Origin of the sequence: Halomonas sp. MMSF_3323 (assembly GCF_030733595.1) — a bacterium.
GTDB classification, from domain to species: domain Bacteria; phylum Pseudomonadota; class Gammaproteobacteria; order Pseudomonadales; family Halomonadaceae; genus Halomonas; species Halomonas litopenaei.
Window position 1 is genome coordinate 1 of the sequence record NZ_JASHIT010000060.1, and the last position, 24276, is coordinate 24276.

At 65.0% G+C, this 24276-nt stretch carries 20 protein-coding genes and 1 other RNA gene; 12 read left to right on the plus strand and 9 right to left on the minus strand.

The window, feature by feature from the left end; all coding sequences use genetic code 11:
• Window positions 1-601: 601 nt before the first annotated feature.
• The gene (locus RBB39_RS21475) at window positions 602-1186 is read right to left on the minus strand and encodes a UPF0149 family protein (RefSeq protein WP_045990983.1); all 585 of its coding nucleotides are present in this window, start codon (window positions 1184-1186) and stop codon (window positions 602-604) included.
• Between the two features lie 232 nt (window positions 1187-1418).
• Here RBB39_RS21475 and RBB39_RS21480 point away from each other — a divergent pair, with 232 nt between their 5' ends.
• The 3 genes from RBB39_RS21480 (at window position 1419) to RBB39_RS21490 (ending at window position 2782) form a co-directional block, all read left to right on the plus strand.
• Complete coding sequence (locus RBB39_RS21480; protein ID WP_045990982.1) at window positions 1419-1730, plus strand: cell division protein ZapA; 312 nt, start codon at window positions 1419-1421, stop codon at window positions 1728-1730.
• A gap of 210 nt (window positions 1731-1940) precedes the next feature.
• Window positions 1941-2125: non-coding RNA, 6S RNA (gene ssrS / locus RBB39_RS21485), on the plus strand.
• Window positions 2126-2128: 3 nt separating this feature from the next.
• A complete protein-coding gene (locus tag RBB39_RS21490; RefSeq protein WP_124804520.1) occupies window positions 2129-2782 on the plus strand; it encodes a 5-formyltetrahydrofolate cyclo-ligase in 654 nt (217 codons plus the stop codon).
• 387 nt (window positions 2783-3169) lie between these two features.
• On the opposite strand, the gene ilvA is transcribed toward RBB39_RS21490, so the two are convergent.
• Complete coding sequence (gene ilvA / locus RBB39_RS21495; RefSeq protein ID WP_260425355.1) at window positions 3170-4732, minus strand: threonine ammonia-lyase, biosynthetic; 1563 nt, start codon at window positions 4730-4732, stop codon at window positions 3170-3172.
• A gap of 204 nt (window positions 4733-4936) precedes the next feature.
• On the opposite strand from ilvA, the gene rpiA reads away from it, so the two are divergent.
• Complete coding sequence (gene rpiA / locus RBB39_RS21500; protein ID WP_045990979.1) at window positions 4937-5611, plus strand: ribose-5-phosphate isomerase RpiA; 675 nt, start codon at window positions 4937-4939, stop codon at window positions 5609-5611.
• 6 nt (window positions 5612-5617) lie between these two features.
• On the opposite strand, the gene waaA is transcribed toward rpiA, so the two are convergent.
• The 3 genes from waaA to RBB39_RS21515 are packed head-to-tail and all read right to left on the minus strand — an operon-like array spanning window position 5618 to window position 9448.
• Window positions 5618-6916 carry a lipid IV(A) 3-deoxy-D-manno-octulosonic acid transferase gene (gene waaA, locus RBB39_RS21505; protein WP_213229449.1) on the minus strand — a complete coding sequence of 433 codons (1299 nt, stop codon included), beginning with the start codon at window positions 6914-6916 and terminating at the stop codon, window positions 5618-5620.
• Between the two features lie 2 nt (window positions 6917-6918).
• Window positions 6919-8349: a bifunctional D-glycero-beta-D-manno-heptose-7-phosphate kinase/D-glycero-beta-D-manno-heptose 1-phosphate adenylyltransferase HldE gene (hldE, locus tag RBB39_RS21510; protein WP_045990977.1), complete on the minus strand. Its 1431-nt coding sequence runs from the start codon at window positions 8347-8349 to the stop codon at window positions 6919-6921.
• A complete protein-coding gene (locus RBB39_RS21515; RefSeq protein WP_108131936.1) occupies window positions 8339-9448 on the minus strand; it encodes a glycosyltransferase family 9 protein in 1110 nt (369 codons plus the stop codon). The genes hldE and RBB39_RS21515 overlap by 11 nt, the downstream gene beginning before the upstream one ends.
• On the opposite strand from RBB39_RS21515, the gene RBB39_RS21520 reads away from it, so the two are divergent.
• Entirely contained in the window at window positions 9447-10169 is a 723-nt protein-coding gene (locus RBB39_RS21520) for a 3-deoxy-D-manno-octulosonic acid kinase (protein ID WP_045990975.1), read from the plus strand. The genes RBB39_RS21515 and RBB39_RS21520 overlap by 2 nt on opposite strands.
• Before the next feature lie 128 nt (window positions 10170-10297).
• Here the strand turns inward: RBB39_RS21520 and RBB39_RS21525 are convergent, their stop codons facing one another.
• Complete coding sequence (locus tag RBB39_RS21525) at window positions 10298-11443, minus strand: glycosyltransferase family 4 protein (RefSeq protein WP_306169394.1); 1146 nt, start codon at window positions 11441-11443, stop codon at window positions 10298-10300.
• 38 nt (window positions 11444-11481) lie between these two features.
• Between RBB39_RS21525 and RBB39_RS21530 the strand changes: the two genes are divergently transcribed.
• The 3 genes from RBB39_RS21530 to RBB39_RS21540 all read left to right on the plus strand — a co-directional run bounded on the left by RBB39_RS21530 (window position 11482) and on the right by RBB39_RS21540 (window position 15115).
• On the plus strand, window positions 11482-12594 hold the full coding sequence (locus RBB39_RS21530; RefSeq protein WP_306169395.1) for a glycosyltransferase family 9 protein: 1113 nt from the start codon (window positions 11482-11484) through the stop codon (window positions 12592-12594).
• An 87-nt stretch (window positions 12595-12681) separates the two neighbouring features.
• A complete protein-coding gene (locus tag RBB39_RS21535) occupies window positions 12682-13440 on the plus strand; it encodes a glycosyltransferase family 2 protein (RefSeq protein ID WP_045990973.1) in 759 nt (252 codons plus the stop codon).
• 40 nt (window positions 13441-13480) lie between these two features.
• Window positions 13481-15115 carry a sulfatase-like hydrolase/transferase gene (locus tag RBB39_RS21540; protein WP_108131939.1) on the plus strand — a complete coding sequence of 545 codons (1635 nt, stop codon included), beginning with the start codon at window positions 13481-13483 and terminating at the stop codon, window positions 15113-15115.
• A 111-nt stretch (window positions 15116-15226) separates the two neighbouring features.
• On the opposite strand, the gene waaF is transcribed toward RBB39_RS21540, so the two are convergent.
• Both waaF and rfaD read right to left on the minus strand, forming a co-directional pair.
• On the minus strand, window positions 15227-16300 hold the full coding sequence (waaF, locus tag RBB39_RS21545) for a lipopolysaccharide heptosyltransferase II (RefSeq protein WP_371931890.1): 1074 nt from the start codon (window positions 16298-16300) through the stop codon (window positions 15227-15229).
• The gene (rfaD, locus tag RBB39_RS21550; protein WP_108131940.1) at window positions 16293-17249 is read right to left on the minus strand and encodes an ADP-glyceromanno-heptose 6-epimerase; all 957 of its coding nucleotides are present in this window, start codon (window positions 17247-17249) and stop codon (window positions 16293-16295) included. Before rfaD ends, waaF begins: the two co-directional genes overlap by 8 nt.
• A 92-nt stretch (window positions 17250-17341) precedes the next feature.
• Here rfaD and glyQ point away from each other — a divergent pair, with 92 nt between their 5' ends.
• Both glyQ and glyS read left to right on the plus strand, forming a co-directional pair.
• Window positions 17342-18304 carry a glycine--tRNA ligase subunit alpha gene (gene glyQ, locus RBB39_RS21555; RefSeq protein WP_108131941.1) on the plus strand — a complete coding sequence of 321 codons (963 nt, stop codon included), beginning with the start codon at window positions 17342-17344 and terminating at the stop codon, window positions 18302-18304.
• A 2-nt stretch (window positions 18305-18306) separates the two neighbouring features.
• A complete protein-coding gene (glyS, locus tag RBB39_RS21560; RefSeq protein WP_306169396.1) occupies window positions 18307-20373 on the plus strand; it encodes a glycine--tRNA ligase subunit beta in 2067 nt (688 codons plus the stop codon).
• Window positions 20374-20875: 502 nt separating this feature from the next.
• Here glyS and RBB39_RS21565 read toward each other — a convergent pair.
• On the minus strand, window positions 20876-22042 hold the full coding sequence (locus RBB39_RS21565; protein ID WP_306169397.1) for a zinc-binding dehydrogenase: 1167 nt from the start codon (window positions 22040-22042) through the stop codon (window positions 20876-20878).
• 204 nt (window positions 22043-22246) lie between these two features.
• Here RBB39_RS21565 and RBB39_RS21570 point away from each other — a divergent pair, with 204 nt between their 5' ends.
• Both RBB39_RS21570 and gmhB read left to right on the plus strand, forming a co-directional pair.
• Window positions 22247-23206: a LysR family transcriptional regulator gene (locus RBB39_RS21570; RefSeq protein ID WP_306169398.1), complete on the plus strand. Its 960-nt coding sequence runs from the start codon at window positions 22247-22249 to the stop codon at window positions 23204-23206.
• A 474-nt stretch (window positions 23207-23680) separates the two neighbouring features.
• The gene (gmhB, locus tag RBB39_RS21575) at window positions 23681-24250 is read left to right on the plus strand and encodes a D-glycero-beta-D-manno-heptose 1,7-bisphosphate 7-phosphatase (protein ID WP_045995092.1); all 570 of its coding nucleotides are present in this window, start codon (window positions 23681-23683) and stop codon (window positions 24248-24250) included.
• Window positions 24251-24276 lie beyond the last annotated feature (26 nt).

The following is a 24276-nucleotide window of genomic DNA, read 5'->3' on the forward strand; positions in this document are numbered from 1 at the left end:
CCGCCGATGATCGCCACGTCGACCCGCTCGACCGCATGGCCACCTTCCTGGCAAGACGCCTGAGGGGCGTTCGCTGAAAGGCGGCTTGCCGTTGGTTCCACAGTGCTCTCGGGGGTGTCTTGCGGCATTACTGTATTCCTGTAATAACTTTACGTAATCAAACATTTATTAGCGTGCTAGTTGGCTATAAAACCACCAACTGCTCTGGCGAAACAGCACCCTGATTTATACCTCAACCACCACCATCCCTCCCTTACAGGACCTGTGACACGACACTCTTCTGGAAAATTGGCGCACCCATGTGCGCGGTAATCCGACGATCATCCGGTCCACGACTACCCGATCCTCGACTACCCGGTCGTCGACCAGCGGCGGCGGCGAGAAGAGTCCAACACACCAGAGCCACGCACCGATGAGAAAGGTGTGATCGCCGAGAAAGGCATGATCGCCAAGGACAGGTAAGCGGCCGATTCGCCGGCGACCCGAGCCTAGAAGTGCGCTGCCGGATCGATCACACCATCCAGCATAGCAGGCTCTGGCGACGGGAAAAGGAGGGAAAAATCCCGAACTTTGCAGGCATCGTTCGGGACTTTGGCAAGCGTCAGTGGGTGGTGGGAGGCGTCTCGTCGACCTGCTCGACCTGCGGGGTGCCAGGGTGCTGTTCGGTATAGAGCAGCATCGCCGCCATGCGGGCGTGTTCGGTCAGGGCAAAGAGGTCGTTTTCGTTCTCGGCGCTGTCGTCGATATCGGTCTCGATGGCGGCCAAACCCGCGAGATCCTCGATGGCCTCCCTGAGCGGCTCGGACCACTTCTTTCTGGGCGCGTCGCCTGCATCCTCCACCACTTCGAGAAAGCCGAGGGTCCACTCCTTGAGGCCCTGGGCACGCTCGGCCAGCGAGAACATCTCGTCAGGCAGCAGCGGTTCGAAGTTCAGCTCAGTGCTGGCCAGGGCGTCCAGGGTCTGGCGGCGCCAGCCGAGCAGGCGTTCGGCGCTGGGCTCGTCTCTGGGCTGGTCGACCCCGAGGGTCAGGCAGACCTCCTCGAGCCAGGCCTCGGCGGTGAGGTCGTGCAGGCCGAGTGCCGCGCACAGGCGCCCGTCGAGAAAGGCCGGCGACTGCATGCTGCCATGCAGCAAAAAGGTGTCGGCGATGGTGGAGAAGTCCTGGCGTTCGTTGATCAAAGACATGATGATATCCGCTGAAGAAGAGGTTCAGGGTGGCAATACCGCGGCGCCCCCGGGGTGACCAGAAGCCGCTTGCCCATGGCATCGGCAAGCGCCGTCGGTGATCCCGTCTTGAGGTGTCGCGTTGACCCCCCGCTGAAGGCTCTCTTATAGTGACTCGCAATCGATCCCCGATGGTAACGCATCCTGCCCGTTCGGCGCTGCGTTAGCCAAGGCCCGCCCCGGAGCCAGGCCCATGAATGACACCAAGCGGCATACCACCGACATTACGCTGCTAGAACGCCCCTACACCATCGCCTGTGCCCCCGAGGAGCAGGAGGGACTGGAGCGTGCTGCCCGCTATCTGGACCAGGCCATGCAGGGGATCCACGCCCAGGGCAAGGTGGTGGATCGGGAGAAGATCGCCATCATGGCTGCACTCAACCTGGCCCACGAACTGCTGGGCCTGCGTGACGAGAAGCGTGCAGGCGAAGCCAGCCTGAGCGAGCTGAACACCCGCCTGGAACAGGCGCTCGCCAAGGCGCCGAGTCGCGATTCCGACGTCTGATCAAGGCTGATCAGGGCTTTCGGTACCTGAGCCCGCATCACGTCCCGCACCGCCCCGGTGGTCCGCGCCCCGCCTCATCTGCGAGAGCCGTGCCAGCACCTCATCCCCTTGCTGGTGTCTCGCGACCAGCGCGCCTGGTCGACACTGCCTCCCCAAGCACTCGAAGGCATCTTCACTTTGGCGCCAGGCCCCGGTCTGGTAGCATGGAGGAGTTCCCTGGGGTGTGCGCCAGTCGTTACAGTCCCTCGAGCCTATGCGCAGTACCCAGGGGGCCAAATGCTAGCCGGGCCCGTGTGCAAGTCCGTGCGACGGAAAGCCTGACGGCTCGGCTGCGGCCACCCACCTTGAACCTATGGGTTCAAGGGCCAGAACGACAGCGGCACTCTGGGGAACCTCGAATGAACGATCTGCGCTCTTCCATTGACGCACAGATGACGCTCGGACACTTGTCACGTACCGAGCTGCGGCGCGAACTGCGACGCCGCCGCCGGGCCCTGAGCCCGCGCCAGCAGCAGGCCGCCAGCCAGTCACTATTGGCTCGCCTGCGTCGCCTTCCTGAACTGCTGAGTGCCCGTCGCGTGGCGCTCTACCTACCCAATGACGGGGAGATCGATCCTCGCCCCCTGCTCGACTGGCTACGCCAGCGGCGCGCCCAGGCCTATCTTCCGGTACTGCGCCCCCTGAGCGACAATCGCCTGTGGTTCGTCCGCTACGACGAGCACACCCCCATGGTCGCCAATCGCTTCGGCATCAGCGAACCCTGCAGCCGTCACGGCGCCCATCCGTCGCGTCGTCTGCCACCCTGGGCGCTGGACGCCATCCTTCTACCGCTGGTGGGCTTCGACGACGCCGGCCAGCGCCTGGGCATGGGTGGAGGCTTCTACGATCGCACCCTGGCCTTCGCCCATCCCGACAGCGGGCAGGGCGGCCCCAGGCCACGCCTGATCGGCCTGGCCCATGACGTCCAGCGCGTCGAACGCCTGCCGGTGGCCTCCTGGGACGTGCCGCTGAACGCCATCGTCAGTGATCGCAGAGTGATCCGCCCTGCCTGAAACGCCTCCGGCCGCCCCTGAGGGCGGCCGGAGTTGGATCTATGCCGATGTCGTGACCATGGTGCCTGGTGCCTCAACCTCCCACCAGCGCCTGGGCGTAGCCGGTTGCCACGACTCCCAGGCCGAACACCAGCACCAGTGACATGATCAGATCGGGCTTGCGTTTCATTCCTGACTCCCTTCATACGGCCGCTTGCCGTATTGTCTTGATGTTGTGGTCAAAGCGACTGACTCAGACTATAGGGTGATCACCCATGTATGGCAATCATCACGCTTCCACGATGAAGCCCGTCAGCCAGGCGTCATCATGCCCAGCAAGTAAGTCAGCGCTTGCGCGCGCAGGATACGCCGCTTTGCCTCGACTTCCAAGACGTCATCCCGCCATGGCTATGCCATAAACAGTTGGTAGGCGGGATTGTCACTTTCCTTCCAATAGCGATAGCCAATGGCGTCAAAATGTTCCTCGACGTGGGAACGATCCCCGTTGGGAATCTGCATGCCGACCAGCACCCGACCATAGGCAGCACCGTGGTTGCGGTAGTGAAACAGCGAGATATTCCAGTCCTGGGGGAGGTGGGTCAGGAAGTTCATCAGCGCGCCGGGGCGCTCGGGAAACTCGAAGCGATAGACTTCCTCGGTGAACTCGGTACGGGGCCGGCCACCGCCCAGATGACGGATATGCAGCTTGGCCAATTCGTTGTCGGTCAGATCCTCGACCGGGTAGCCCGCCTCGATCAGTTTGCCGATCAGCGCCTGGCGATCCTCGCCGCCCGGCTTGACCTGTATGCCGACGAAGATGTGGGCCTGGTCGGCATCGGCGTAGCGATAGTTGAATTCGGTGACCATGCGCTTGCCGATGGTGCGGCAGAACTTCTTGAAACTGCCAGGTCGCTCGGGAATGGTCACCGCCAGGATCGCCTCGCGCTGCTCGCCGAGTTCGGTGCGCTCGGCGATGTGCTGGAGCCGATCGAAGTTGGTGTTGGCGCCAGAGTTGATGCATATCAGGGTCTGGCCCTCGGCCCCGGTCTCCTGGATATACTTCTTGAGACCGGCCAGCGACAGCGCGCCGGAGGTCTCGGACACCGCCCGGGTATCCTCGAAGATATCCTTCACCGCCGCACACATCTCGTCGGTGTTGACGGTGATCACCTGGTCCACCAGGTCCCGCATCAGCGAAAAGGGAATCTCGCCAATCTGCGCCACCGCCACGCCCTCGGCGAACACCCCGACCTGTTCAAGGATGACCCTTTCACCGGCCTCCAGCGCGGCCTTCAGGCAGGCGCTGTCCTCGGCTTCCACCCCGATCACCTTGATCTCCGGGCGCAGGTACTTGATGTAGGCCGCCATGCCGGCGATCAGGCCACCACCGCCCACCGGAATAAACACCGCATCGATGGGGCCGCTGTGCTGACGCAGGATCTCCATGGCCACGGTGCCCTGTCCGGCGACCACATCGATATCGTCAAACGGCGGGATATAGGTGTAGCCGTGGGCCTCGACCAGTTCCTGGGCGTGCTCTGCGGCGGCGGCGAAGGCGTCGCCCTTGAGGATGACCTTGGCGCCCCAGCCGCGTACCGCAGCCACCTTGATCTCCGGGGTGATGCGCGGCATCACGATCACCGCCTTGACGCCCATCTGCTTGGCCGCCAGCGCCAGGCCCTGGGCATGGTTCCCGGCGGAGGCGGCGATCACGCCCTTGGCTTTCTGCTCATCGGTCAGGTGGGCCATGCGATTGTAGGCACCGCGCACCTTGAAGGAGTGCACCGGCTGAAGGTCTTCACGCTTGATCAGAATCTGATTGTTGAACCGTCGCGACAGCATGGGCGCAGGTGAGATCGGCGTTTCTCGGGCGGCTTCGTAGACCCGGGCCTGGAGAATCTTCTTGACGGTAGCTTCGAGCATTCTGGTATCCAGCGTGAGGGAGGCGGGCAAAACCCCTATTGTTAGCATCGCCTCACGCCCAACGTCCAGCGCCAGCCACCCCAGGCAGACATTGCTTGCCTCAGTGCCGAGCTGCCGCGACCGCGATGAGGGCGGAAGCGGGCGGAGCCCAGGCACCACGGTGACACGCCACACAGCGTTTCTTCCGTCTTTCGCGATGCCCTATAATGGCCGCAGCTTTCCTCTTCTCACGCTCCCCATCGCAGGTATTCCATGACCCAGGACGAACTCAAGGACGCCGTCGCTGCCGCCGCCATCGACGAGGTCCGCCCGATGCTCGGCCGTGACATCGTGATCGGTGTCGGTACCGGCTCCACCGCCAACTGCTTCATCGACCGCCTGGCAGAGCTGCGCGGGGACTTCCGCGGAGCGGTGGCCAGCAGCGAGGCCAGCGCCCAACGATTGAAGGGGCACGGCATCGACGTCTACGAGCTCAATGAAGTCGGCACCATGCCGGTCTATGTCGACGGCGCAGACGAAGTGAACGCTCACCTACAGATGATCAAGGGTGGGGGTGCCGCGCTGACCCGCGAGAAGATCGTGGCGGCCTGCTGCAAGACCTTCATCTGCATCGCCGACGCCTCCAAGCGGGTCGAGCGCCTGGGCGACTTCCCGCTGCCCATCGAGGTGATTCCCATGGCCCGTTCCTACGTCGCCCGGGAACTGGTCAAGCTTGGCGCCGATCCGGTCTACCGCGAGGGCGTGGTCACCGACAACGGCAATCAGATCATCGACTGCTACGGCCTCGACATCGATGACCCCGTCGCCCTGGAGACCCGCATCAACGCGATCGTCGGAGTGGTGACCAACGGCCTGTTCGCCGCTCGTCCGGCGGATATCCTGCTGATCGGCGGCGCCGACGGCATCAGCCGGCATCTACCCGCCTGAGCCCGGTCACCTGCCTTGGCTGTGGCCAAGCAGCCGGTCCAGGCCAGCGAGGGTGGCCTCCAGCGCACCCCGGTGGGTGTCGATGACACCTTGCCCGGCCTCGCTCAGCCGCTTGCGCTGTTCTGCATCCTCGAGCAGCGCGGCGACACGCTCGACCAGCTCGTCGGCGTCGGCGATCTCGACCAGCGCGCCGGCGTCTCTCAGCAGCTGGGCCACGTCCTCGAAATTGTCGAGATGCGGGCCGGTCACCACCGGCACACCCATCAGCGCGGGTTCGAGCAGATTGTGGCCGCCGATGGGCACCAGACTGCCGCCGACGAAGGCCAGGTCCGCGGTGCCGTAGAGCGCCTGCAGCTCACCCATGCTGTCGCCAAGATAGATCTCTGCCCTGGCGCTGGGGACGCGCCCCCGGGAGCGCCTGACGGTCTCGAAGCCGGCCTCCTGGCACAGCCTGGCGACCTCCTCGAAGCGCTGTGGATGGCGCGGCACCAGCACCAGCAGGATATCGGGAAAGCGCGCCTGTAGGCGTCGCTGGACCCCGAGCAGCAGCTCATCCTCACCGGGATGGGTGGACCCGGCGACCCAGATCGGGCGATGCCCGATGGCGGCATGCAAGCGCTCACTCACCTTCAGGGATGCATCATCAAGGGCCATGTCGAACTTCATCGATCCGACGACCTGGATGTGGTCGGACGCCATGCCCAGTTCGACGAAACGCTCGGCATCCTCACCGGACTTGGCCGCCAGCCAGTCGACACAGGCCAGCGACTCGGCCATCAGCGGTCTCAGGCGCCGATAGCCACGAAAGGCACGGGGTGACAGGCGACCATTGACCACCGCCACCGGGATACCCCGCCTGGCGCAGGCTCTCAGCAGGTTCGGCCACAGCTCGGTCTCGAAGAAGATCGCCTGACGAGGGGCCAGACGCTGGACAAAGCGGCGCGCAGCGCCGGGAAAGTCGAGCGCCACGAAGACATGGCTCAGGGGAGCGGCCGCCTCCGCCTCGGGAACGTCGTCCACCAGCGAGAGCACTCGTTCGGCACCGGTGGCGGTCATGGTGCTGACCACCAGTCGGTGATCGGGATGGCGCAGGCGCAGGGCACGGATCAGCGGGCGTGCCGCCACCACCTCGCCCACCGAGGCGCAGTGCAGCCACAGCCGCGGACGCTCGTCGGCGAAGGGCCGCAGACAGCCCATCCGCTCGCCACGAGCGCGATCCGGCAGCTGTTCGCGCCAGACCCGTCGCCAGATCAGCGGCGACAGCAGTCCGATGGCACCTGAATAGGCGAGCCGTGGCCAGCTCACCCTCAGCTCTCGCGATCGAGGATGGTCGAGATCATGGCGGTGGTGGAGACGCCATCCTCGAAGCCGAGCACCTTGACCTCGCCCCCGGCGTCACGCACCGCTTCGCCGCCGGCGATATCCTCGGGCCGGTAGTCCCCGCCCTTGACCAGCACGTCCGGCAGCACCGATTCGATCAAGCGAGCCGGCGTATCCTCGGCGAAGGGCACCACCCAGTCCACCGCGCCGAGCCCGGCCAACACCTGCATGCGGCGATTGAGCGGATTGATCGGCCGCTTGGGGCCCTTGAGCCGACGGATCGAGGCGTCGTCGTTGACCGCCACGATCAGCCGGTCACCGAGCTGGCGGGCGTGCTCCAGGTAGGCCACGTGACCCGCGTGAAGAATGTCGAAGCAGCCATTGGTCATCACCACCCGCTCGCCACGGGCCTGGGCGGCGCGCACCGCCAGCACCAGCGGTGATTCCTCGATGACGCCGAATTCGGCCAGCTTGTCGCCGTGCAGCGCGGTGTAGAGCTCGGCGATGGACAGCGTCGCGGTGCCGGGCTTGGCCACCACCAGACCCGCCGCCAGATTGGACAGGGTCATGGCCTCGGCGAAGCCGTGGCCGGCGGCCAGGGCTAGACCCAGCACCGCGATCACGGTATCGCCGGCGCCGGTGACGTCGTAGACCTCACGGGCCCGAGTCGGCAGGTGCAAGGGGTCATGGCCTTCGCGAATCAGCGTCATGCCCTTCTCGCTACGGGTGATCAACAGCGCCTCGAGCTCGAGCTCCTCGCGCAGCGCCTCGCCCTTGGTGGCCAGGATATCGTCGCTGGGGCAGGGCCCGACCACCGCCTCGAACTCGGCCAGGTTGGGGGTGATCACGCTGGCACCACGATAGCGCCGGAAATCGCTGCCCTTGGGGTCCACCAGCACCCGCTTGCCGGCCCGGCGCATTTCCGGGATCACCATCTCGACGTTGGCCAGGGTGCCCTTGCCGTAGTCGGACAGGATGATCAGGTCGAAGTTGTCGGTGGCCTCGATCAGCCTGGGCGCCAGCTCCGAGGTGTCGATCTTGTCGAGTCCATCCTCGAAGTCCAGCCGGATCAACTGCTGGTTACGGCTCATCACCCTGAGCTTGGTAATCGTGGGCATGCCGGGAGTACGGTGAAAGTGAGTACTCACCCCCACCTCCTCCAGGCGCGCGGTCAGACGGTCGGCATTGTCGTCGTCACCGACCAGTCCGGCCAACGCCGCGTGGGCGCCCAGGGAGGCGATGTTCAACGCCACGTTGGCGGCGCCGCCCGGACGATCCTCGCACTCTTCCACGCGCACCACCGGCACCGGGGCCTCCGGTGATATCCGGGAGGTGCCGCCGTGCCAGTAGCGGTCCAGCATGACGTCGCCCACCACCAGCACGCGGGAGCGCTCAAGCGCGGTCAGATCAAGCTTCATCGGGTGACTCCCTATCGAGGTCGGAGCGGTGTTGCGAGGCGGTGTCGGCGAGCAGGGTATCGAGTCGCTCGATCACGTCGTCGGCGCGAATCAGCGACATCGCATCGGGATGGCGGACCCGCTGGCCCCAGGTGATGGTGTCGGGATCCGCCTGGAGGAACTCCCGGACGGCGTCAGGGTAGCGATTGACCACGTAGTCGCGCCACAGGTAGGGCGCGGCGCGATCGGGGTTGGTGGTGGCGAACAGACCCACCACCGGGGTAGCCAGGGCGTTGGCCATGTGTACCGGGCCGGAATCCGGGGCAATCACCACCCGGGCGCGATCGATCAGCGCCAGCAGCCCCTTGAGCGAGGTGGCGCCGATGGCGTCGATCACCGCCTCCGGGTGACACAGCGACTGAATGCGCGAGCCCATCTCGCGCTCCTGGGTGCTGCCGCCCCCGGTCATCACCGTCTTCAGACCAAACTGGGTCCAGGCGTGCTCCACCACGGCGGCGTAGCCTTCCGCCGACCAGTTGCGAAAGTTGCGCAGGCGCGGATTGGCACAGGGACTGATCAACAGGTAGGCGCTGTCGCCGGTGAGCTCCCGGGCCTCGGCGTAGGCGCTGTCCGGCACCGGCAGTCGCCACTCCAGCGACGTATCCTCGACTCCCAGCAGGCGCGCGAAGTCCATGAACGACTCCAGCACGTGGGCCCGCTCACGCGGGGCCAGCTGACGGTGCGTGAACCAGTACTGACGGTCCTTGGCCCGCGCCGGGTCGAAGCCCACCCGCACCTTGGCCTTGAGTCCCAGCGACAGCACGCTGGCTCTGAGTGCCTGCTGCATGTGCAGCAGCACGTCGAAGCGGGTATCGGCCAGCTCGCGCCACAGCGCCCGCATGCCCTTGAGGCCGGTCGACTTGTCGTAGACGACGAACTCGACCCCTGACAGGCCGGTCAGTAGACTGTATTCGCCCTTGCCGACGATCCAGGTGATCCGCGCCTCGGGCCATTGGCGCTGCAGGGCTCGAACCGTGGGCACCAGATTGCACACGTCTCCCAGGGCAGAGAGACGCAGCACGCCGATGTGGGCAGGACGAGCGGGCAGAGGATGCTTCATGCGGTTGGCAACGTATCAGTCAGGAAAGGTGGGCATTTTATACGATGCCACCAGTTTATGTGACGCTGTACCGCGGCCACAAATCGGACCCGCTCTGCTGGCGCCAGAATACTGGCGCGAGGCAGGCCTGGTGACCGGACAGGCGCCGGGTCGCGGCCAGAGTCTGTTTCTCGAGGTGGGCGATCGTCAGTGGGTGCTGAGGCCCTACCGCCGCGGCGGTCTCGTCGCCCGGCTCTCGACCTCCCGTTACCTGTGGACCGGGCTCGAACGCAGTCGCGCCTTTCGCGAAGTGCGTCTGACGGCGCGGCTTTACCAGGCCGGCCTGCCGGTGCCGCGGCCGGTGCTGGGAGGCGTCGTTCGCCATGGCCCAAGCTACGAGGCCGCGCTGATCACCGAGCGCCTGCCGGCCACCCGAGCGTTGGCAGAGCATCTCGGCAGCGGTGATCTGGCCCCGGGCCTGCTCCATGAAGTGGGCCAGGTCATCCGACGCTTCCACGATCATGGCCTCGACCATGTCGACCTCAACGCCCGCAACCTGCTGGTCGACGACAGCGACCGGGTCTGGCTGATCGACCTGGACCGCTGTCGCCTGCGCGCCCCTGGCAAATGGCGCGAGGGCAATCTGGCGCGACTGGGACGTTCGCTGGCCCGCTTCTGCGTCGACGAGAGGTCGGCCCAGCAGGCACTCGAAGAGATCCGCCGCGGCTATAGCGACGCCTAGCCTGTAATCGATAGCGGCCTTGATCGATAGCGGCCTGTAATCGATTCTCGGCTCCAGAACACTTATACAGCAACGTCTACAGCGATAGCGGCCGCTTACTCACCTCTCTGAGCAAGCGGTGTCACTCGTCAGACGGCAGGCCGGCCAGCGAGCACGTCGTCATAGACCTGAGTCAGCCCCTCAACATGCTGCGACAGCAGGAAGTGCTGCTTGACCCGACGTCGCGCCTCTTCGCCCAGACGTCGCCTGAGCTCGCCATCTTGCGCCAACTCCAGCATGGCGGCGGCCCACTCGGTGGCGGATTCGGGGTCTGCCAGGCGGCCACTGTGAGCGTCGATCAACTCGGGGATGGCGCCACTACGCGAACCGATCACCGCCTTGCCGGCGGCCATGGCCTCGATCACGGTCAGGCCGAAGGCCTCGTTGCGCGACGGCACACAGACCACGTCGAGCACCTCGAACAACCGCGCCAGGTCACGCCGAAAGCCGGTAAAGGTGATGCGCTGCGACAGTCCCTGCTCGGCGACCAGCGCCTCGAGCTCGGCCACGTACTCCTCACGACTGCCCTCCTCGGCGCTGAGTCCACCGATGATGACCCCATGGACATCGAGCGCCGGATGCTCGGCGATCAGTCTCGCCAGGGCCTCGACGAACACCCGCTGCCCCTTGCCAGGCGTCAGTCGCCCCGCCACCCCGATGGTGGTGGCCGACGCCGGCAGCCCGAGGCTTGTGCGCAGGGCGCGCCGCTCGCCGGCGTCCAGACGCGGCGCCAGCGGCGCCGGGTCGATCCCCAGATACAGACGCTGGATACGCTCGGCCGGCAGGGCGAAGGCCTTGACGTTACGTCGCCGGGTCGCCTCGCTGATGGACAACAGCCGCGACACCCGTCCGTAGGCCCAGCGGTGATACAGGTCCTTCTTCGGCCGGGTGACCCCCATATGGTCGGTGAACACCACCTTTAGCCGCGGCCGCAAGGTCGCCAGCAGGGCTGCCAGGCGCAGGTCGCTGGACTTGTGGCAGTGCAACAGGCGGATGTCGTGACGGGCCAGGTACTCAAGCCACCGGCGCACACCGAAAAGCGCCGAGCCTCTGGAGCGGGCAGTCAGCGTCGGCACCCCGGCATCATCGAGGCTCCTGGCCACCCGCGAGTCGCCCAGTGCCAGGGCATGCACCTGCCACCCCTGAGCGGCAAGCTCCGGTATAATCCTCGAAGGATACATTTCCAGTCCGCCCCAGCCGTCCGACAGGCAGATGTGCATGACCTTGTGACTCAAGGTGGTCTCCTTTCCGATAGCGGGGCTCGGGAGCCCAAATGACAGCAACGACGGCCTCGGCCGACGCTCGTGCCCCTCGACTGCTGGTGGTACGCAACGACAAGCTTGGCGATTTCATGCTCGCCTGGCCAGCACTCGCCGCCCTCAAGAAGGCCAAGCCCGCCCCTCATGTCAGCGTGCTGGTACCCGCCTATACGGCGCCGATGGCAAGGCTCTGTCCGTGGATCGACGACGTCGTCATCGACACGGGTGAACAGGCGCCGAAGGATGCCCAGCGTGCCCTGCTGGCGACACTGCGCCAGGGCGGTTTCACGGCGATGCTGACGCTCTACTCCACCACCCGCATCGGCTGGCTCGGCCTTCGCTCGGGGATCCCCCTGCGCATGGCGCCAGCCACCAAGTGGGCCCAGCTATTCTACAACCGTCGCGTCACCCAGCGCAGATCCCGTTCGGCCAAGCCTGAATACATCTACAACCTGGAACTGGCCGAGGCCATGATTCAGGCGCTGGGACTCTCGTCAGGACAGCCGTCGCAACAGCACCCCGCGCCCCCCTACTGGCCCCTGGCCCCGCAACAACGTGACGCTCAGCGTAGCGCGCTGGGCCAGGCGCTGGGACTCGACGACACGCGCCCTTGGGTGTTCCTGCACCCGGGCAGCGGCGGCTCGGCGGTCAACCTGACTCCCGAGGCTTACGCCGGGCTTGCACAGGGTATCGATCGGCGCCTGGCCGAGTCGGGTGAGCGTCCGCCCCACTGGATACTTACCGCCGGCCCCGGCGAAGAAGCCGTGGCCGATGCCCTGGTCAAGACGCTGGACGAGGCTGGGCTCAGTGCTTACCGACAGCCGGCCTGCGCAGGGCTCGCCGACTTCGCTCGCAGTCTGGCGGCGGCCGACGCCTTTATCGCGGGTTCCACCGGCCCGCTGCACGTGGCAGGCTGTCTCAACCTGATCACCGTCGGCTTCTACCCGTCCCATCGCTCGGCCACCCCGCTGCGCTGGCAGACCTGCAACGACGCCGATCGGCGACTGGCGTTTCATCCACCGACGGATGCCGCTCACCAGGACATGTCGGCCATCGACCTGGAGGCCGCCGCCGCCGCCACTGCAGCGCGCCTGAGGAAGGTCAACCACCATCGGTCGACGGCATAGCAACAGCGTATAGGCGCATCCCACTCGCCACAGCGTATCGGTTGTTGGCACCAGCACCCCATCAAGCCCTTCGTATAGGCAGGCCCCATGACCCCGATTACCGGCATCATCATTACCCTCAACGAGCAGGACAACGTCGAGGAGGCCATCGCTTCGCTGGCTCCGGTGTGCGACGAGGTGATCGTGGTCGATTCCGGCAGCAGCGATGACACCGTTGCCCTGGCCGAGGCCGCCGGCGCTAGAGTGATCCATCAGCCCTATCTGGGCGATGGTCCGCAGAAGGCCTTCGCCGTCCCTCAGGCGTCACATGACTGGATCCTGGCGCTGGATGCCGACGAGCGCCTGGACGACGACGCCGTGGCGGCGATTCGCGAGCTGTCGCTGGACGACCCGCGCAAGGCCTACCGCTTCAAGCGTCGCAACTTCGCCGGCCGCCACTGGATTCGCGCGGCGGGGTTCTACCCGGACCCGGTGACCCGGCTGTACAACCGCACCACCTCGGGCTATCTGCCCAAGAAGGCGCACTCCTCGGTCCAGGCACCGGAGGTGGTCGACGTGGACGCCCATCTGCGTCACTTCACCTACCGTGACCTGTCCCACTGGATGCAGCGCATCGATCAACTGTCGACCCGCGACGCCTGGGCGATGAAGGAACGTGGTGTCACCCCCTCGTCGACTCGTCCCACGCTACACGCGATGACCGCCATGCTGCGCAAGCTGGTGCTCAAGGGCGGGCTGCTGCAGGGCCAGGATGGCATGACCGTCGCCATCACGACGGCATTCCATGCGTACATGAAGTATGCAAAGCTGAACGAACTGTACGAGAACGAGCGAGCCGATCGCTGATTCGTATCGGTTTCACGGAACGACACCTGGCGCCTCGATCATGCCCCTGCACCGCCCCGCCACTTCGACCTGGCTTCGCTGGGCCGTCCATCTGATTCTCGGCCTGTCCGTGGGCCATGCCCTGGTCATGGTCACCCGGCTGCCCGGCTGGTGCCTGCCGCTGCCGGCACTGGTGTGGTGTGCCCTGGCCGGATGGAAACGCTGGGGCGCGCCACCTCCACCACGACTGCGGGTGCAGGTGATCCCCTGGGCGCTGGCGCCACTGGCCTTCTGGGGCATCTACGTCTACCTGGCCAACAGCTTCGGCCAGGTGGACATGGGCGCGGTCTATTTCCACCTGCAGGCGGGCATTGCCAAGCACGGCGGCAGCGAGCGCAGCGTGGCGGCGATACTGTACACCGCAGCCATGTTGCTGATTCTGGCGGCCTACACCTGGCTGGTGCGAGCCGACTACCGCTGGCAACGCTGGGACCACTGGCTGGCCTTCGTGCTGCTGGTCGCCAATCCGATGTTCTACTCCATGGGCCAGCGCGGCGCGGCGGTGGTCACCGATCCCGGCACCTGGCTGGAGCGTCGCTACGTCGAGCCGGTGATCCTCAAGGCGCCGCCGCAGCCCCCCAACCTGCTGTTGATCTACCTGGAGAGCCTCGAGCGTACCTACGCCGACGAGGCCCGCTTCGGCGACGCCTACGCCGACCTGGCCGCCTTGGAAGCGGATGCGGTGGTGTTCGACAACGTTCGCCAGCTCGACAACACCGGCTGGACCATGGCCGGCATGATCGCCAGCCAGTGCGGCACGCCGCTGATGCCCGCCGGCCTGCTCCACGACAGCCAGTTCGAGCCACTGCACCACGTGGTACCCGGAGTCGCCTGCCTGGGAGATCTGCTCGCGGGGCTTGGCTACCGCCAGACCTTCATGGGCGGCGCCAGCACTGAATTCGCCGGCAAGGGGCTGTTCTACGAAGACCACGCCTACGACCGCGTGCTGGGGCGCGAGCAGCTTGCAGGCCGCCTCGACGACCCGGACTACCTCAATAGCTGGGGCCTCTACGACGACAGTCTGTACGCCATGGCGGAAGAGGAAGCAAAGCGCCTGGATCGTCAGGACGGTCCCTGGAACCTGACCGTGCTCAATCTGACCGCCCACGCCCCGGCGGGCTATCCGGCCAGGGCCTGCCAGGCCAATCAGGGCGAGCACGATGGTGTGGATATCCTGTACGCGGTGAAATGCTCGGCCTGGCTGACCCGCCGGCTGATCCAGCGCCTTGGCGACCAGGGGCTGCTGGAGGACACCCTGGTGGTGATTGCCAGTGACCATCTGACCATGCGTGTCTCGGCCTGGGATCAGCTGATTCAGACGCCTCGCACCAACACCCTGATGATGATGGGCAATGCGCTGACGCCCCAACGCATCTCGACCACCGCCACCACCATGGACACCCTGCCGACGCTGCTGGAGGCGATGGGCTTCACCATCGACTGGCACCGCGCCGGACTGGGCGTCTCGCTGTTCTCGAACGATCCGACCCTGGCCGAACGCTACGGCCTGGAAGCACTCAACGGGTACATGCGTGAAGAAACCGCGCTGCAGCAGCGCTTGTGGCAAGGCCTGGCCCCGGCGTATCGCAACGACGGACAGCCCGACAGCCCGCCCGAGGCGCCCCAGCAGCCTTGACCTTGGCGTCTACCTGCCTGGGCGCCCATATGAAGAGTAGCTGGCGACAGGGCGCCTGGATGACGACCAGGACGGCTGGACAAGGCTTCACAGACGACACCTTGCCCCGGATCACTCGTTGCTGGCGTCGATCCGGTTCGGGGCCTCGTCTGTCAGGATCGCCTCCAGCACGCTGTCCACAGTGATCTGCTTGAGGCAGTTGGTATGCCCGAGCGGGCAATGTCGCTCGAAGCAGGGCGAGCAGGACAAAGCCAGATAGTGAATCCGGGCGTTGTCGGTCAGCGGCGGCGTATAGGCCGGCGACGAGGAGCCATAGATCGCCTGGATACGCGTCCCTACCGCGGCGGCCACATGCATCAACCCGGAGTCATTGGTCACCACCTGACGACAGTCGCCAAGCAGGTCGACGGCATCCTCCAGGCGGGTCTCGCCACACAGGTTGTGGGCATGCTCGAGACCGGTCACGATCTCCTCGCCCGCCGCGTGATCCTTGGGCCCACCCAGCACCCTTACCTCGAACCCTTGAGCAATCAGCTCCCCGGCCAGGCGATGGAAGTAGGCCAGCGGCCACTGCTTGGCGGGGCCATATTCCGCCCCTGGCATCAGGCCAATGGCAGGACGCACGCCGAGTCGATGTTCATCATGCAACCGCGCCAGGTTGATCGCATCCTGACGCAGCCGTGGCTGGGGAATCTCGAAGTCGCCGGCAGCGGCAGCGTCCGCCGGCAGCCCCAGCGAGACGAAGCGCTTGACGGTCTGGTCGAGCACATCGCGCTGCAGCTCACGGCGCTCGTTCAACAGGCCAAAACGGTGTTCCCCGGTGAACCCGGTTCGCCTGGGTATCCGCGCCAGAAAAGGCACCAGTGCCGACTTCCAGGAACGCGGCAGCACGATGGCATGATCGAAGCGTCCCTTGAGCGACCTGGCCAGCCGTCGTCGGGCGGAAAACCCAAAGACGCCGTGTCCGACGGCCAGCTCGACGACCTCGTCGACCTCATCCATGCGCTCGAGGATCGGCCTCGACCAGGCAGGAGCCACCACCGCCAGGGCGGCGGCGCCCTGCTGCTTCAGCGCCTTGAACAACCCCTGGGCCATGACCATGTCACCGACCCAGCTGGGACCGACCACCAGCAGCCGCTGGCCCGCCAGCCGCGGCTGCGCCATGACCGGCGCAGCTTCAGCCATTCAACCACTCCAGGTAGCGGGTCACGCCCTCGGCCACGGTGTGGAATTCCTTGTCGTAGCCGGCCTCGCGCAGCCGCGAGATATCGGCACGGGTGTAGCTCTGGTAGCGCCCCTTGAGCTCTTCCGGGAAGTCGATGTAGTCGATGCGGCCCTTGCCGTAGAAGTCGATGACCGTCTCGCCGATGGTCTTGAACGGCTCGGCGCGGCCGGTACCGAGGTTGTAGATTCCCGACACCTCGGGGTTGTCCAGAAACCACAGATTGACGTCGACCACGTCGCCGACATAGACAAAGTCACGGCTCTGCATGCCCGCGTCGTAGCCGTCCCAGGCGCCGAACAGGCGCAGGTTCTCGCCGGCGCTGATCTGGGTGTGGTGATGGAAGGCCACGCTGGACATCTTGCCCTTGTGCTGCTCGCGGGGGCCGTAGACGTTGAAGTAGCGAAAGCCCACCACCTGGGTCTTGAGTTCGGCCTGGCGCGAGCGCACGTACTGGTCGAACAGCAGCTTGGAGTAGCCGTAGACGTTGAGCGGCTTCTCGTGCTCGGGAGACTCCACGAACACCTCGCTGCCGCCGTAGGTGGCCGCCGACGAGGCGTAGAGGAAGGGAATGCCCTCCTGCTCGCAGAAGTGCAAGAGCTCCTTGGAGTAGGTGAAGTTGTTCTCCAGCATGAAGCGTCCATCCCACTCGGTGGTGTCCGAGCAGGCACCTTCGTGGAAGATCGCCTCGATGGGCGGAAGCTGGTTCAGCTCGCCGCGCATGTGGGCCTTCACCCGGGACAGGAACTCGTCCTTGTCCATGTAGTCCCCGAGGGTCAGATCCGCCAGGTTGACGAACTTGGTGCCGTCCCGCAGGTCATCCACCACCAGGATGTCGGTGCGCCCCCGGTCATTGAGGGCCTTGACCAGATTTGAACCGATGAAGCCGGCTCCGCCTGTCACTACGATCATGGGAAAACCTCTGTTGGCGCTGTGCCTATAACCGAATTGCCTGTGATTGTATACTTGACGGCTCGTGAATTCATGGCCAACGGTGCTTCCCAATGACACAGTCGACGCCAGACGTGGCAACCTTCCAGGGCCTGATCCTCGCCCTGCAACAGTACTGGGCCGAACAGGGCTGCGTGATCATGCAGCCGCTGGACATGGAAGTCGGTGCGGGCACCTTTCACCCGGCCACCTTCCTGCGCTCCATCGGACCCGAAACCTGGAACTCGGCGTACGTTCAGCCGTCTCGCCGTCCCACCGATGGCCGCTACGGCGAAAACCCCAATCGCCTGCAGCACTACTACCAGTTCCAGGTGGTCATGAAGCCCTCCCCGGCCAACCTCCAGGAACTGTATCTGGGGTCGCTTGAGCGTCTCGGCATCGACCCGCTGGTCCATGACATCCGCTTCGTCGAAGACAACTGGGAGTCACCGACCCTGGGTGCCTGGGGACTCGGCTGGGAGGTCTGGCTCAACGGCATGGAGGTGACCCAGTTCACCTACTTCCAGCAGGCCGGCGGCATCGAGTGTTTCCCGGTCACCGGTGAGCTGACCTACGGCCTCGAGCGCATCGCCATGTACCTTCAGGACGTGGACAGCGTCTACGACCTGGTATGGACCATCGCGCCCGACGGCTCCCGCGTTACCTACGGTGACGTCTACCTGCAGAACGAGCGCGAGCAGTCCACCTACAACTTCGAGCATGCCGACGTGGACGCCCTGTTCGGCAACTTCGACCACCAGGAAAGCGAGTGCCAGAAGCTGCTCGCCGCCAACCTGCCGCTGCCGGCCTACGAGCAGGTACTCAAGGCCTCCCACACCTTCAATATGCTCGACGCCCGCCACGCCATCTCGGTCACCGAACGCCAGCGCTATATCCTGCGCGTGCGCACCATGGCCCGCGACGTGGCCCACGCCTACTACGCCTCACGCAAGGCGGCCGGTTTCCCGCTGGCCCCGGAAGCGCTGCGACGTGAACTTCTCGACGACGAACCCCTTGCCGCACAGGGAGACGCATAAGCATGGCCGCCCACACCCTCTTGCTTGAACTCGGCGTGGAAGAACTTCCGCCGGGAGCCATCGACACTCTCTCCGACGCCTTCGCCGAGGGCGTGCGTCGCGGCCTCGCCGATGCCGGCGTCGACTTCCAGGGCGTCACCGCCTACGCCTCCCCCCGCCGGCTGGCGGTACGGGTCGAGGCACTGGCCGACAAACAGCCCGACCGCGACGTCGAAAAACGCGGCCCTGCCCTGGCGGCAGCCTTCAAGGATGGCGAGCCAACCAAGGCAGCCCAGGGCTTTGCTCGCTCCTGCGGCGTCAGCGTCGATGAACTGATCCATCTGGAGACCGACAAGGGCACCTGGCTCGGCTACCGCGAACAGCAACAGGGCGAGGCCACCGTCGCCCTGCTGCCCGCCATCATCGACAAGGCTGTGGCGGCCCTGCCGGTGCCCAAGAACATGCGCTGGGGCGCTTCCCGCATCGAGTTCTCCCGCCCGGTTCACTGGCTGGTGGCGCTCTACGGCGACCAGATCGTACCCGCCACGGTGCTGGGCCTTGAGGCCGGCCGCGAGACCCGCGGACACCGCTTCCACGCCCCCGAGGCCATCGCCCTGAAACATGCCGACGACTACCTCGGTGCCCTGGAGGATGCCTGGGTGCTGGCCGATCGCAGCAAGCGTCGCGAGCGCATTCGCGAACAGGTACTGGCCGAGGCAGAACTGCTCGAAGCCACCGCCGTCATCGACGAGGACCTGCTGGAAGAAGTCAGCGGTCTGGTCGAGTGGCCGGTGGCGCTGACCGGCAGCTTCGACGAGCGTTTCCTCGAGGTGCCGGCGGAATGCCTGATCTCGTCGATGAAGGCCAACCAGAAGTACTTCCACCTGCTGGATGCGGACGGCAAGCTCAAGCCCGCCTTCATTACCGTGTCCAATATCGACAGCCGCGAGCCGGACAAGGTCATCGCCGGCAACGAGAAGGTGATTCGCCCTCGTCTGGCCGATGCCGCCTTCTTCTACGAGACCGACCGCAAGCGCCCGCTCGCCGAGCGCATCGAGGGCCTCTCCAGCGTGGTGTTCCAGAAGCAGCTCGGGACCCTCGCCGACAAGGCCAGACGCAGTGCCAACGTGGCCGCACACATCGCCAGCCGGACCGGCGGTGACGAGTCCCGCGCTCGCCGTGCTGCGGCCCTGGCCAAGTGTGATCTGGTCACCGAAATGGTGCTCGAGTTCCCGGAGCTTCAGGGCATCATGGGGCGCTACTACGCCGAGCACGATGGCGAAGACGCCGAGGTCGCACGCGCGCTGGAAGAACAGTACCTGCCGCGGTTTGCCAGCGACGCCATCCCCCAGACCCTGACCGGTCAGGCGCTGGCCATCGCCGATCGCCTGGATACCATCACCGGGATCTTCGGCATCGGCCAGCGCCCCAGCGGTACCAAGGACCCCTTCGCCCTGCGCCGCGCTTCCATCGGCGTGCTCAATATCCTGGTCAAGGGTGAGCTGGATCTGGACCTGCGCGAGCTGCTCGAGCTGGCCGTGGCCCAGCATGAGGCGCTGCCCAAGGCAGACGGCCTGGTCGATGACGTCCTTGGCTACATGCTCGATCGCTTCCGTGCCTGGGCCCAGGACGAAGGGATCGGTGCCGAGGTTTACCTGGCGGTACGTGCACGCCCGGTGACCCGCCCGCTGGACTTCGCCCGTCGCCTGCGCGCCGTGGCGCAGTTCGCCACGCGTGATGAAGCCGCCGCCCTGGCCGCCGCCAACAAGCGTGTCGGCAACATCCTGTCCAAGCAGGATCACGATGGACGCACCGAGGTCGACGAGAGCCTGCTCTCCGAGGACGCCGAGAAGGCCCTCAAGAACGCCGTGGCAGCTTGCCAGGAGCAGGTCGCTCCGCTGTTCCAGCAAGCCCGCTACAGCGACGCTCTGGACGTGCTGGCAAGCCTTCGGGCACCGGTGGATGCCTTCTTTGACCAGGTGATGGTCATGGCCGAAGACGAAGCCGTTCGTGCCAATCGTCTGGCCCTGCTGGCAAGCCTCCAGGCGCTGTTCCTCGAAGTAGCGGATATCGCCGAACTGCAGCAGTAATCCTGCCCCTGGTGGCAACGAGGCCGGCCCCGCAAGGGGCCGGCCTTTTTTATATCGACAGGCTGAGCCCGCCCGGCACGCCACCCCACGGCCCCAAACCTTCTGAACCCTTCATAGGGGATACCACAGCCGCTACGAACGCAGGAGTGAGCCAATGGGATGTGCCAGGAGAGTCAAACCTGGCGATGCAGAGTGTGGCACTCGCCACCGACGTTTCACGTGGAACATTGCCCAGATAGAAAGCGCCGGCGGCGACAATGTTTCACGTGGAACATACAGGAGTACAAGCAAGGGCAGGCTCTCGTGTTTCACGTGAAACCCACCCCGCTTGATGTACCTCCAGTACGCCGCCTGGAGCTTGTACCCCGACGCGAGCCCTGAGCCTCACGACCGCTGCTTTTCTTGGCGCCCCGACTCCGCCGCTCTACTCAGTGCCCCGCCTCTGCCGCTTTACTCTGCGCCCCGCCTCCACCGCCTTACTCAGCGCCCCGCCTCCGCCGCTTTACTCAGCGATACGTTCCGCCAGCCGCTGATCCATGATCACTACCGTCTTGCCCAGTTCGAGATCAATGTCCTGCGGGTCAGTTGCCGACAGGCCCACGCTCGGGCGACGCTCGCCTATGGTGCCCGAACGCAAGCCACTGCTCACGGCGCCGTTGGCGAGCCACTCAGGCAAGTCGTCAGCCCTCAGACGACGTCCGATAGCGGGCCTGAGTCCGTGGCGATCCATATAGCGGAGCATGGCCTCCAGATCGTCACGGCTGCCGACGCTGATCCCTTCCAGATGCAGCAACTTGCGAATCGCCGGTCCCACCAGATCACCCTCGACACGACCACTCTCGAGAAAGCCCACCAGGGCGACATGCCCATTGGTAGCCATTGACGGCAGAATGGCATCGACCAGAAACTGCCCGCCCACCACATCGATGGCACGCCCTACGCCCACGGACTCGGTGATGGCCATCACCTGGGACGCCACGTCGGCCGCCCCGCCCTCCCGACCGATCACCGCTACCGCGCCTAAATCCCTGAGCCGTGATGCCAGAGCGGGTCGCGACGTCACCACGATAGGCCGAGCACCGGCCGCCGCCGCCATCTGCAGGGCCTGCAGCGACACGTTGCCGGTTCCCGCCAACAGCAGGTAACGGCCCTGCAGCTCATCCAGGTCGCCAAGCGACTTCCAGGCCGTGACGCCGGAGATCGCCAATGCAGCGGCTTCCTCGAGCCGCCAGCCAGATGGCACGGCAACCAGCGCACGACGGGGAACGATGACCTCCTCCGACAACCAGCCATCACCAGGACCGCCCAGCTTTGAGGCGTGGTAGGACTCCCTGAAAGCACCAGATATCCAATCGATGGTGTAGTGGCCGAGCACCGGTTGTCCCACCTCGAGATCAACGACATCCCTTCCCGTTTCCAGCACCACCCCAGAGCCTTCAGACAGCGGCACGAAGGGGCGTGGCATCTGCGGCAGATAGCTGCCGTCCTGCAGCGCCCTGTCACGGTAGTTCAGCCCCACCGCAGCGACCCTGACACGCACTTCTTCGCTGGCCAGGTCACGACGTGCTACCTGGTATTCATGAATTCCTTCAGGCCCCACCCTGTCAGAGCGGAATTGACGAAAGTGACGTAGCGATACCAATGGGCGTAGACGAGCTTCCAGTAACATGGGAACAACCTCCTCGTTGGTCTTCCCCTATCCTGGCCCGTCCGAGACCAGCGCAGTAGCGAAGCTCACGGAGTACTGTCTTGCGCTAGACTCAACAATGAAGCCCCGAGTCAGAGCCGTCTCTCGCCGCACCGGCGCCCATCGACCCTGGCCCCATAGCGACTCGTGCAATGACCAACCCCTGCCTCTGGACGAGAGTGCACCATGCCATCCCATCACGACACACTGGTCGCTGGACTGCTTGCCCTGGTTGAAGTGGCAAGATATGGCTCACTGCGCGCGGCCGGCGAACAGCTCAACCTCACCAGCGTCGCGGTCAGCCGTCGCCTCGATGCGCTGGAGTCTCGGCTCGGGACGAAGCTGTTGCACCGGACCACCCGTGAGGTTTCCCTGACCCTTGCGGGCCGCACCTACCTGGAACGCGCCGTCCCTGCTCTACGGTTACTCGACAGGGCGGCGGATACCTTGCAGAACATCAGTGACCGACCGCGAGGACTGATCCGCCTATCATTACCGGTCAATTTCGGCCGAATCCATATTGCGCCCTACCTCCCCGAATTTCTCGATCGCCATCCAGACATTGAAGTGGACGCCGACTTCGACGATCGCTTTGTCGATATCGCCTCGTCCGGGCACGATCTGGCAGTGCGAGTCGGGGTGCTCGAAAACTCTCGCTTGGTCGCCCATCCCTTGGCCGCAGATCAGCGCATGCTAGTGGCGTCGAAGGTCTACCTTCAACGCCACGGCATACCACGTCACCCATTGGACCTCCTGCATCACAACTGCCTTCACTACACACGTTTCCAGGGTATTCAGCGCTGGCCACTTCGCCGTGGCGACGAGATTCACAACGTGCCGGTCAGCGGAAGCTACAGAGCGAACTATGGGCACGCACTGGTGATCGCGGCAGAGGCAGGTATCGGCATCCTTCATACCTCCCGTTCCATCGTCGGGGCCTCGCTGGAAGCCGGCAGGTTGCTCCCGGTGATCGAGGACTGGTCGCTGCCGGACATCAGCATCCACGCGCTGCTTCCAGGACGGGATCCTCCAATGCGGGTACGAGCATTGCTCGATCACCTGAAGGACTCGATACCCACAGCACTGACGACAGCCGGCGCGACAGACTTGCACACCGACACTACGTCGCCACCACTTTTGGACTAGGCGCTGTCCGAAAAGTCGACGAGCGAAGGTTAGACAAGGCAAAAATCGGTGAGAAAGCGCAGTTTACGGGGTGTAAATGAGCATTTTGATCCGATTTTTAACGCCGTATTACCGAGCGCAGGCACTTTTCAGACAAGCCCTAGGGTGTTGCCAGCGACAGCTAAGGGGGCAGGGATCGCAGCGATCCGTGTCTCACTGAGTACGGTAGAACCTGGGATAGTGGTCGCTGGAATGGGCTTGCATGACACCCTTGCATGAGTCCCTTGCTACGCCCCCGACATGGGGGGAATAGCACGAGCTTCCACTGCAAAGGGTAAGACAGGCAGCAACAGCGGCGGGGTTGGTAAAAACTGCGACCTGGGCCACAGACACGGCCTCGTCAGCACCTGATTGTTTCACGTGAAACATGCCCCTACACTGGGTCGATTACGTGACAGCAACCACCCTTACCCATCGCATAGACCAGGTAGACCCATGGCCCCACGACTCGTCATTCTCGACCGTGACGGAGTGATCAATCAGGACTCCGACAACTACATCAAGTCGCTCGCCGAGTGGGTCCCCTACCCCAGCGCCATCACCGCCATCGCCCGTTTGTCCCAACAGGGCTGGACCGTCGCTGTTGCCACCAACCAGTCAGGCATCGCGCGAGGCTACTACGATGAGGCGACGCTGGAGTCCATGCACACCAGGATGCTGAGTCTGGTGGAGGCCGAAGGCGGTCGAATCGAGCATATCGCCTACTGCCCTCACATTAGCGAGGATCGCTGTGATTGCCGCAAGCCCTTGCCCGGTCTGCTCCGCCAGATTCAGGATGCGCTTGCACTCGACAGCCTGGAAGGCGCCTGGATGGTGGGCGACAGCTACCGGGATCTCGAGGCAGGCGCTGCCATGGGCTGCCGCCTTGCATTGGTGCGTACCGGCAAGGGCGAGCGCACACTAGCCAAGCATCCAGAACTTGGTCGGACCGACAGCGAGGCAGAGGTCCATGACGATCTCGCTGGTTTTGTCGACCAACTGCTGCAAGGAAACCTGGATACCTGAAAGCACCCTGCATCAGGCTCGCCCCC

Coding starts and splice junctions, on each gene's coding strand:
- RBB39_RS21475 (WP_045990983.1), bottom strand. CDS start 1,186: ATGTCTTTGATCAACGAACGCCAGGACTTCTCCACCATCGCCGACACC.
- RBB39_RS21480 (WP_045990982.1), top strand. CDS start 1,419: ATGAATGACACCAAGCGGCATACCACCGACATTACGCTGCTAGAACGC.
- RBB39_RS21490 (WP_124804520.1), top strand. CDS start 2,129: ATGAACGATCTGCGCTCTTCCATTGACGCACAGATGACGCTCGGACAC.
- ilvA (WP_260425355.1), bottom strand. CDS start 4,732: ATGCTAACAATAGGGGTTTTGCCCGCCTCCCTCACGCTGGATACCAGA.
- rpiA (WP_045990979.1), top strand. CDS start 4,937: ATGACCCAGGACGAACTCAAGGACGCCGTCGCTGCCGCCGCCATCGAC.
- hldE (WP_045990977.1), bottom strand. CDS start 8,349: ATGAAGCTTGATCTGACCGCGCTTGAGCGCTCCCGCGTGCTGGTGGTG.
- RBB39_RS21520 (WP_045990975.1), top strand. CDS start 9,447: ATGCGGTTGGCAACGTATCAGTCAGGAAAGGTGGGCATTTTATACGAT.
- RBB39_RS21515 (WP_108131936.1), bottom strand. CDS start 9,448: ATGAAGCATCCTCTGCCCGCTCGTCCTGCCCACATCGGCGTGCTGCGT.
- RBB39_RS21530 (WP_306169395.1), top strand. CDS start 11,482: ATGACAGCAACGACGGCCTCGGCCGACGCTCGTGCCCCTCGACTGCTG.
- RBB39_RS21535 (WP_045990973.1), top strand. CDS start 12,682: ATGACCCCGATTACCGGCATCATCATTACCCTCAACGAGCAGGACAAC.
- RBB39_RS21540 (WP_108131939.1), top strand. CDS start 13,481: ATGCCCCTGCACCGCCCCGCCACTTCGACCTGGCTTCGCTGGGCCGTC.
- waaF (WP_371931890.1), bottom strand. CDS start 16,300: ATGGCTGAAGCTGCGCCGGTCATGGCGCAGCCGCGGCTGGCGGGCCAG.
- rfaD (WP_108131940.1), bottom strand. CDS start 17,249: ATGATCGTAGTGACAGGCGGAGCCGGCTTCATCGGTTCAAATCTGGTC.
- glyQ (WP_108131941.1), top strand. CDS start 17,342: ATGACACAGTCGACGCCAGACGTGGCAACCTTCCAGGGCCTGATCCTC.
- glyS (WP_306169396.1), top strand. CDS start 18,307: ATGGCCGCCCACACCCTCTTGCTTGAACTCGGCGTGGAAGAACTTCCG.
- RBB39_RS21565 (WP_306169397.1), bottom strand. CDS start 22,042: ATGTTACTGGAAGCTCGTCTACGCCCATTGGTATCGCTACGTCACTTT.
- RBB39_RS21570 (WP_306169398.1), top strand. CDS start 22,247: ATGCCATCCCATCACGACACACTGGTCGCTGGACTGCTTGCCCTGGTT.
- gmhB (WP_045995092.1), top strand. CDS start 23,681: ATGGCCCCACGACTCGTCATTCTCGACCGTGACGGAGTGATCAATCAG.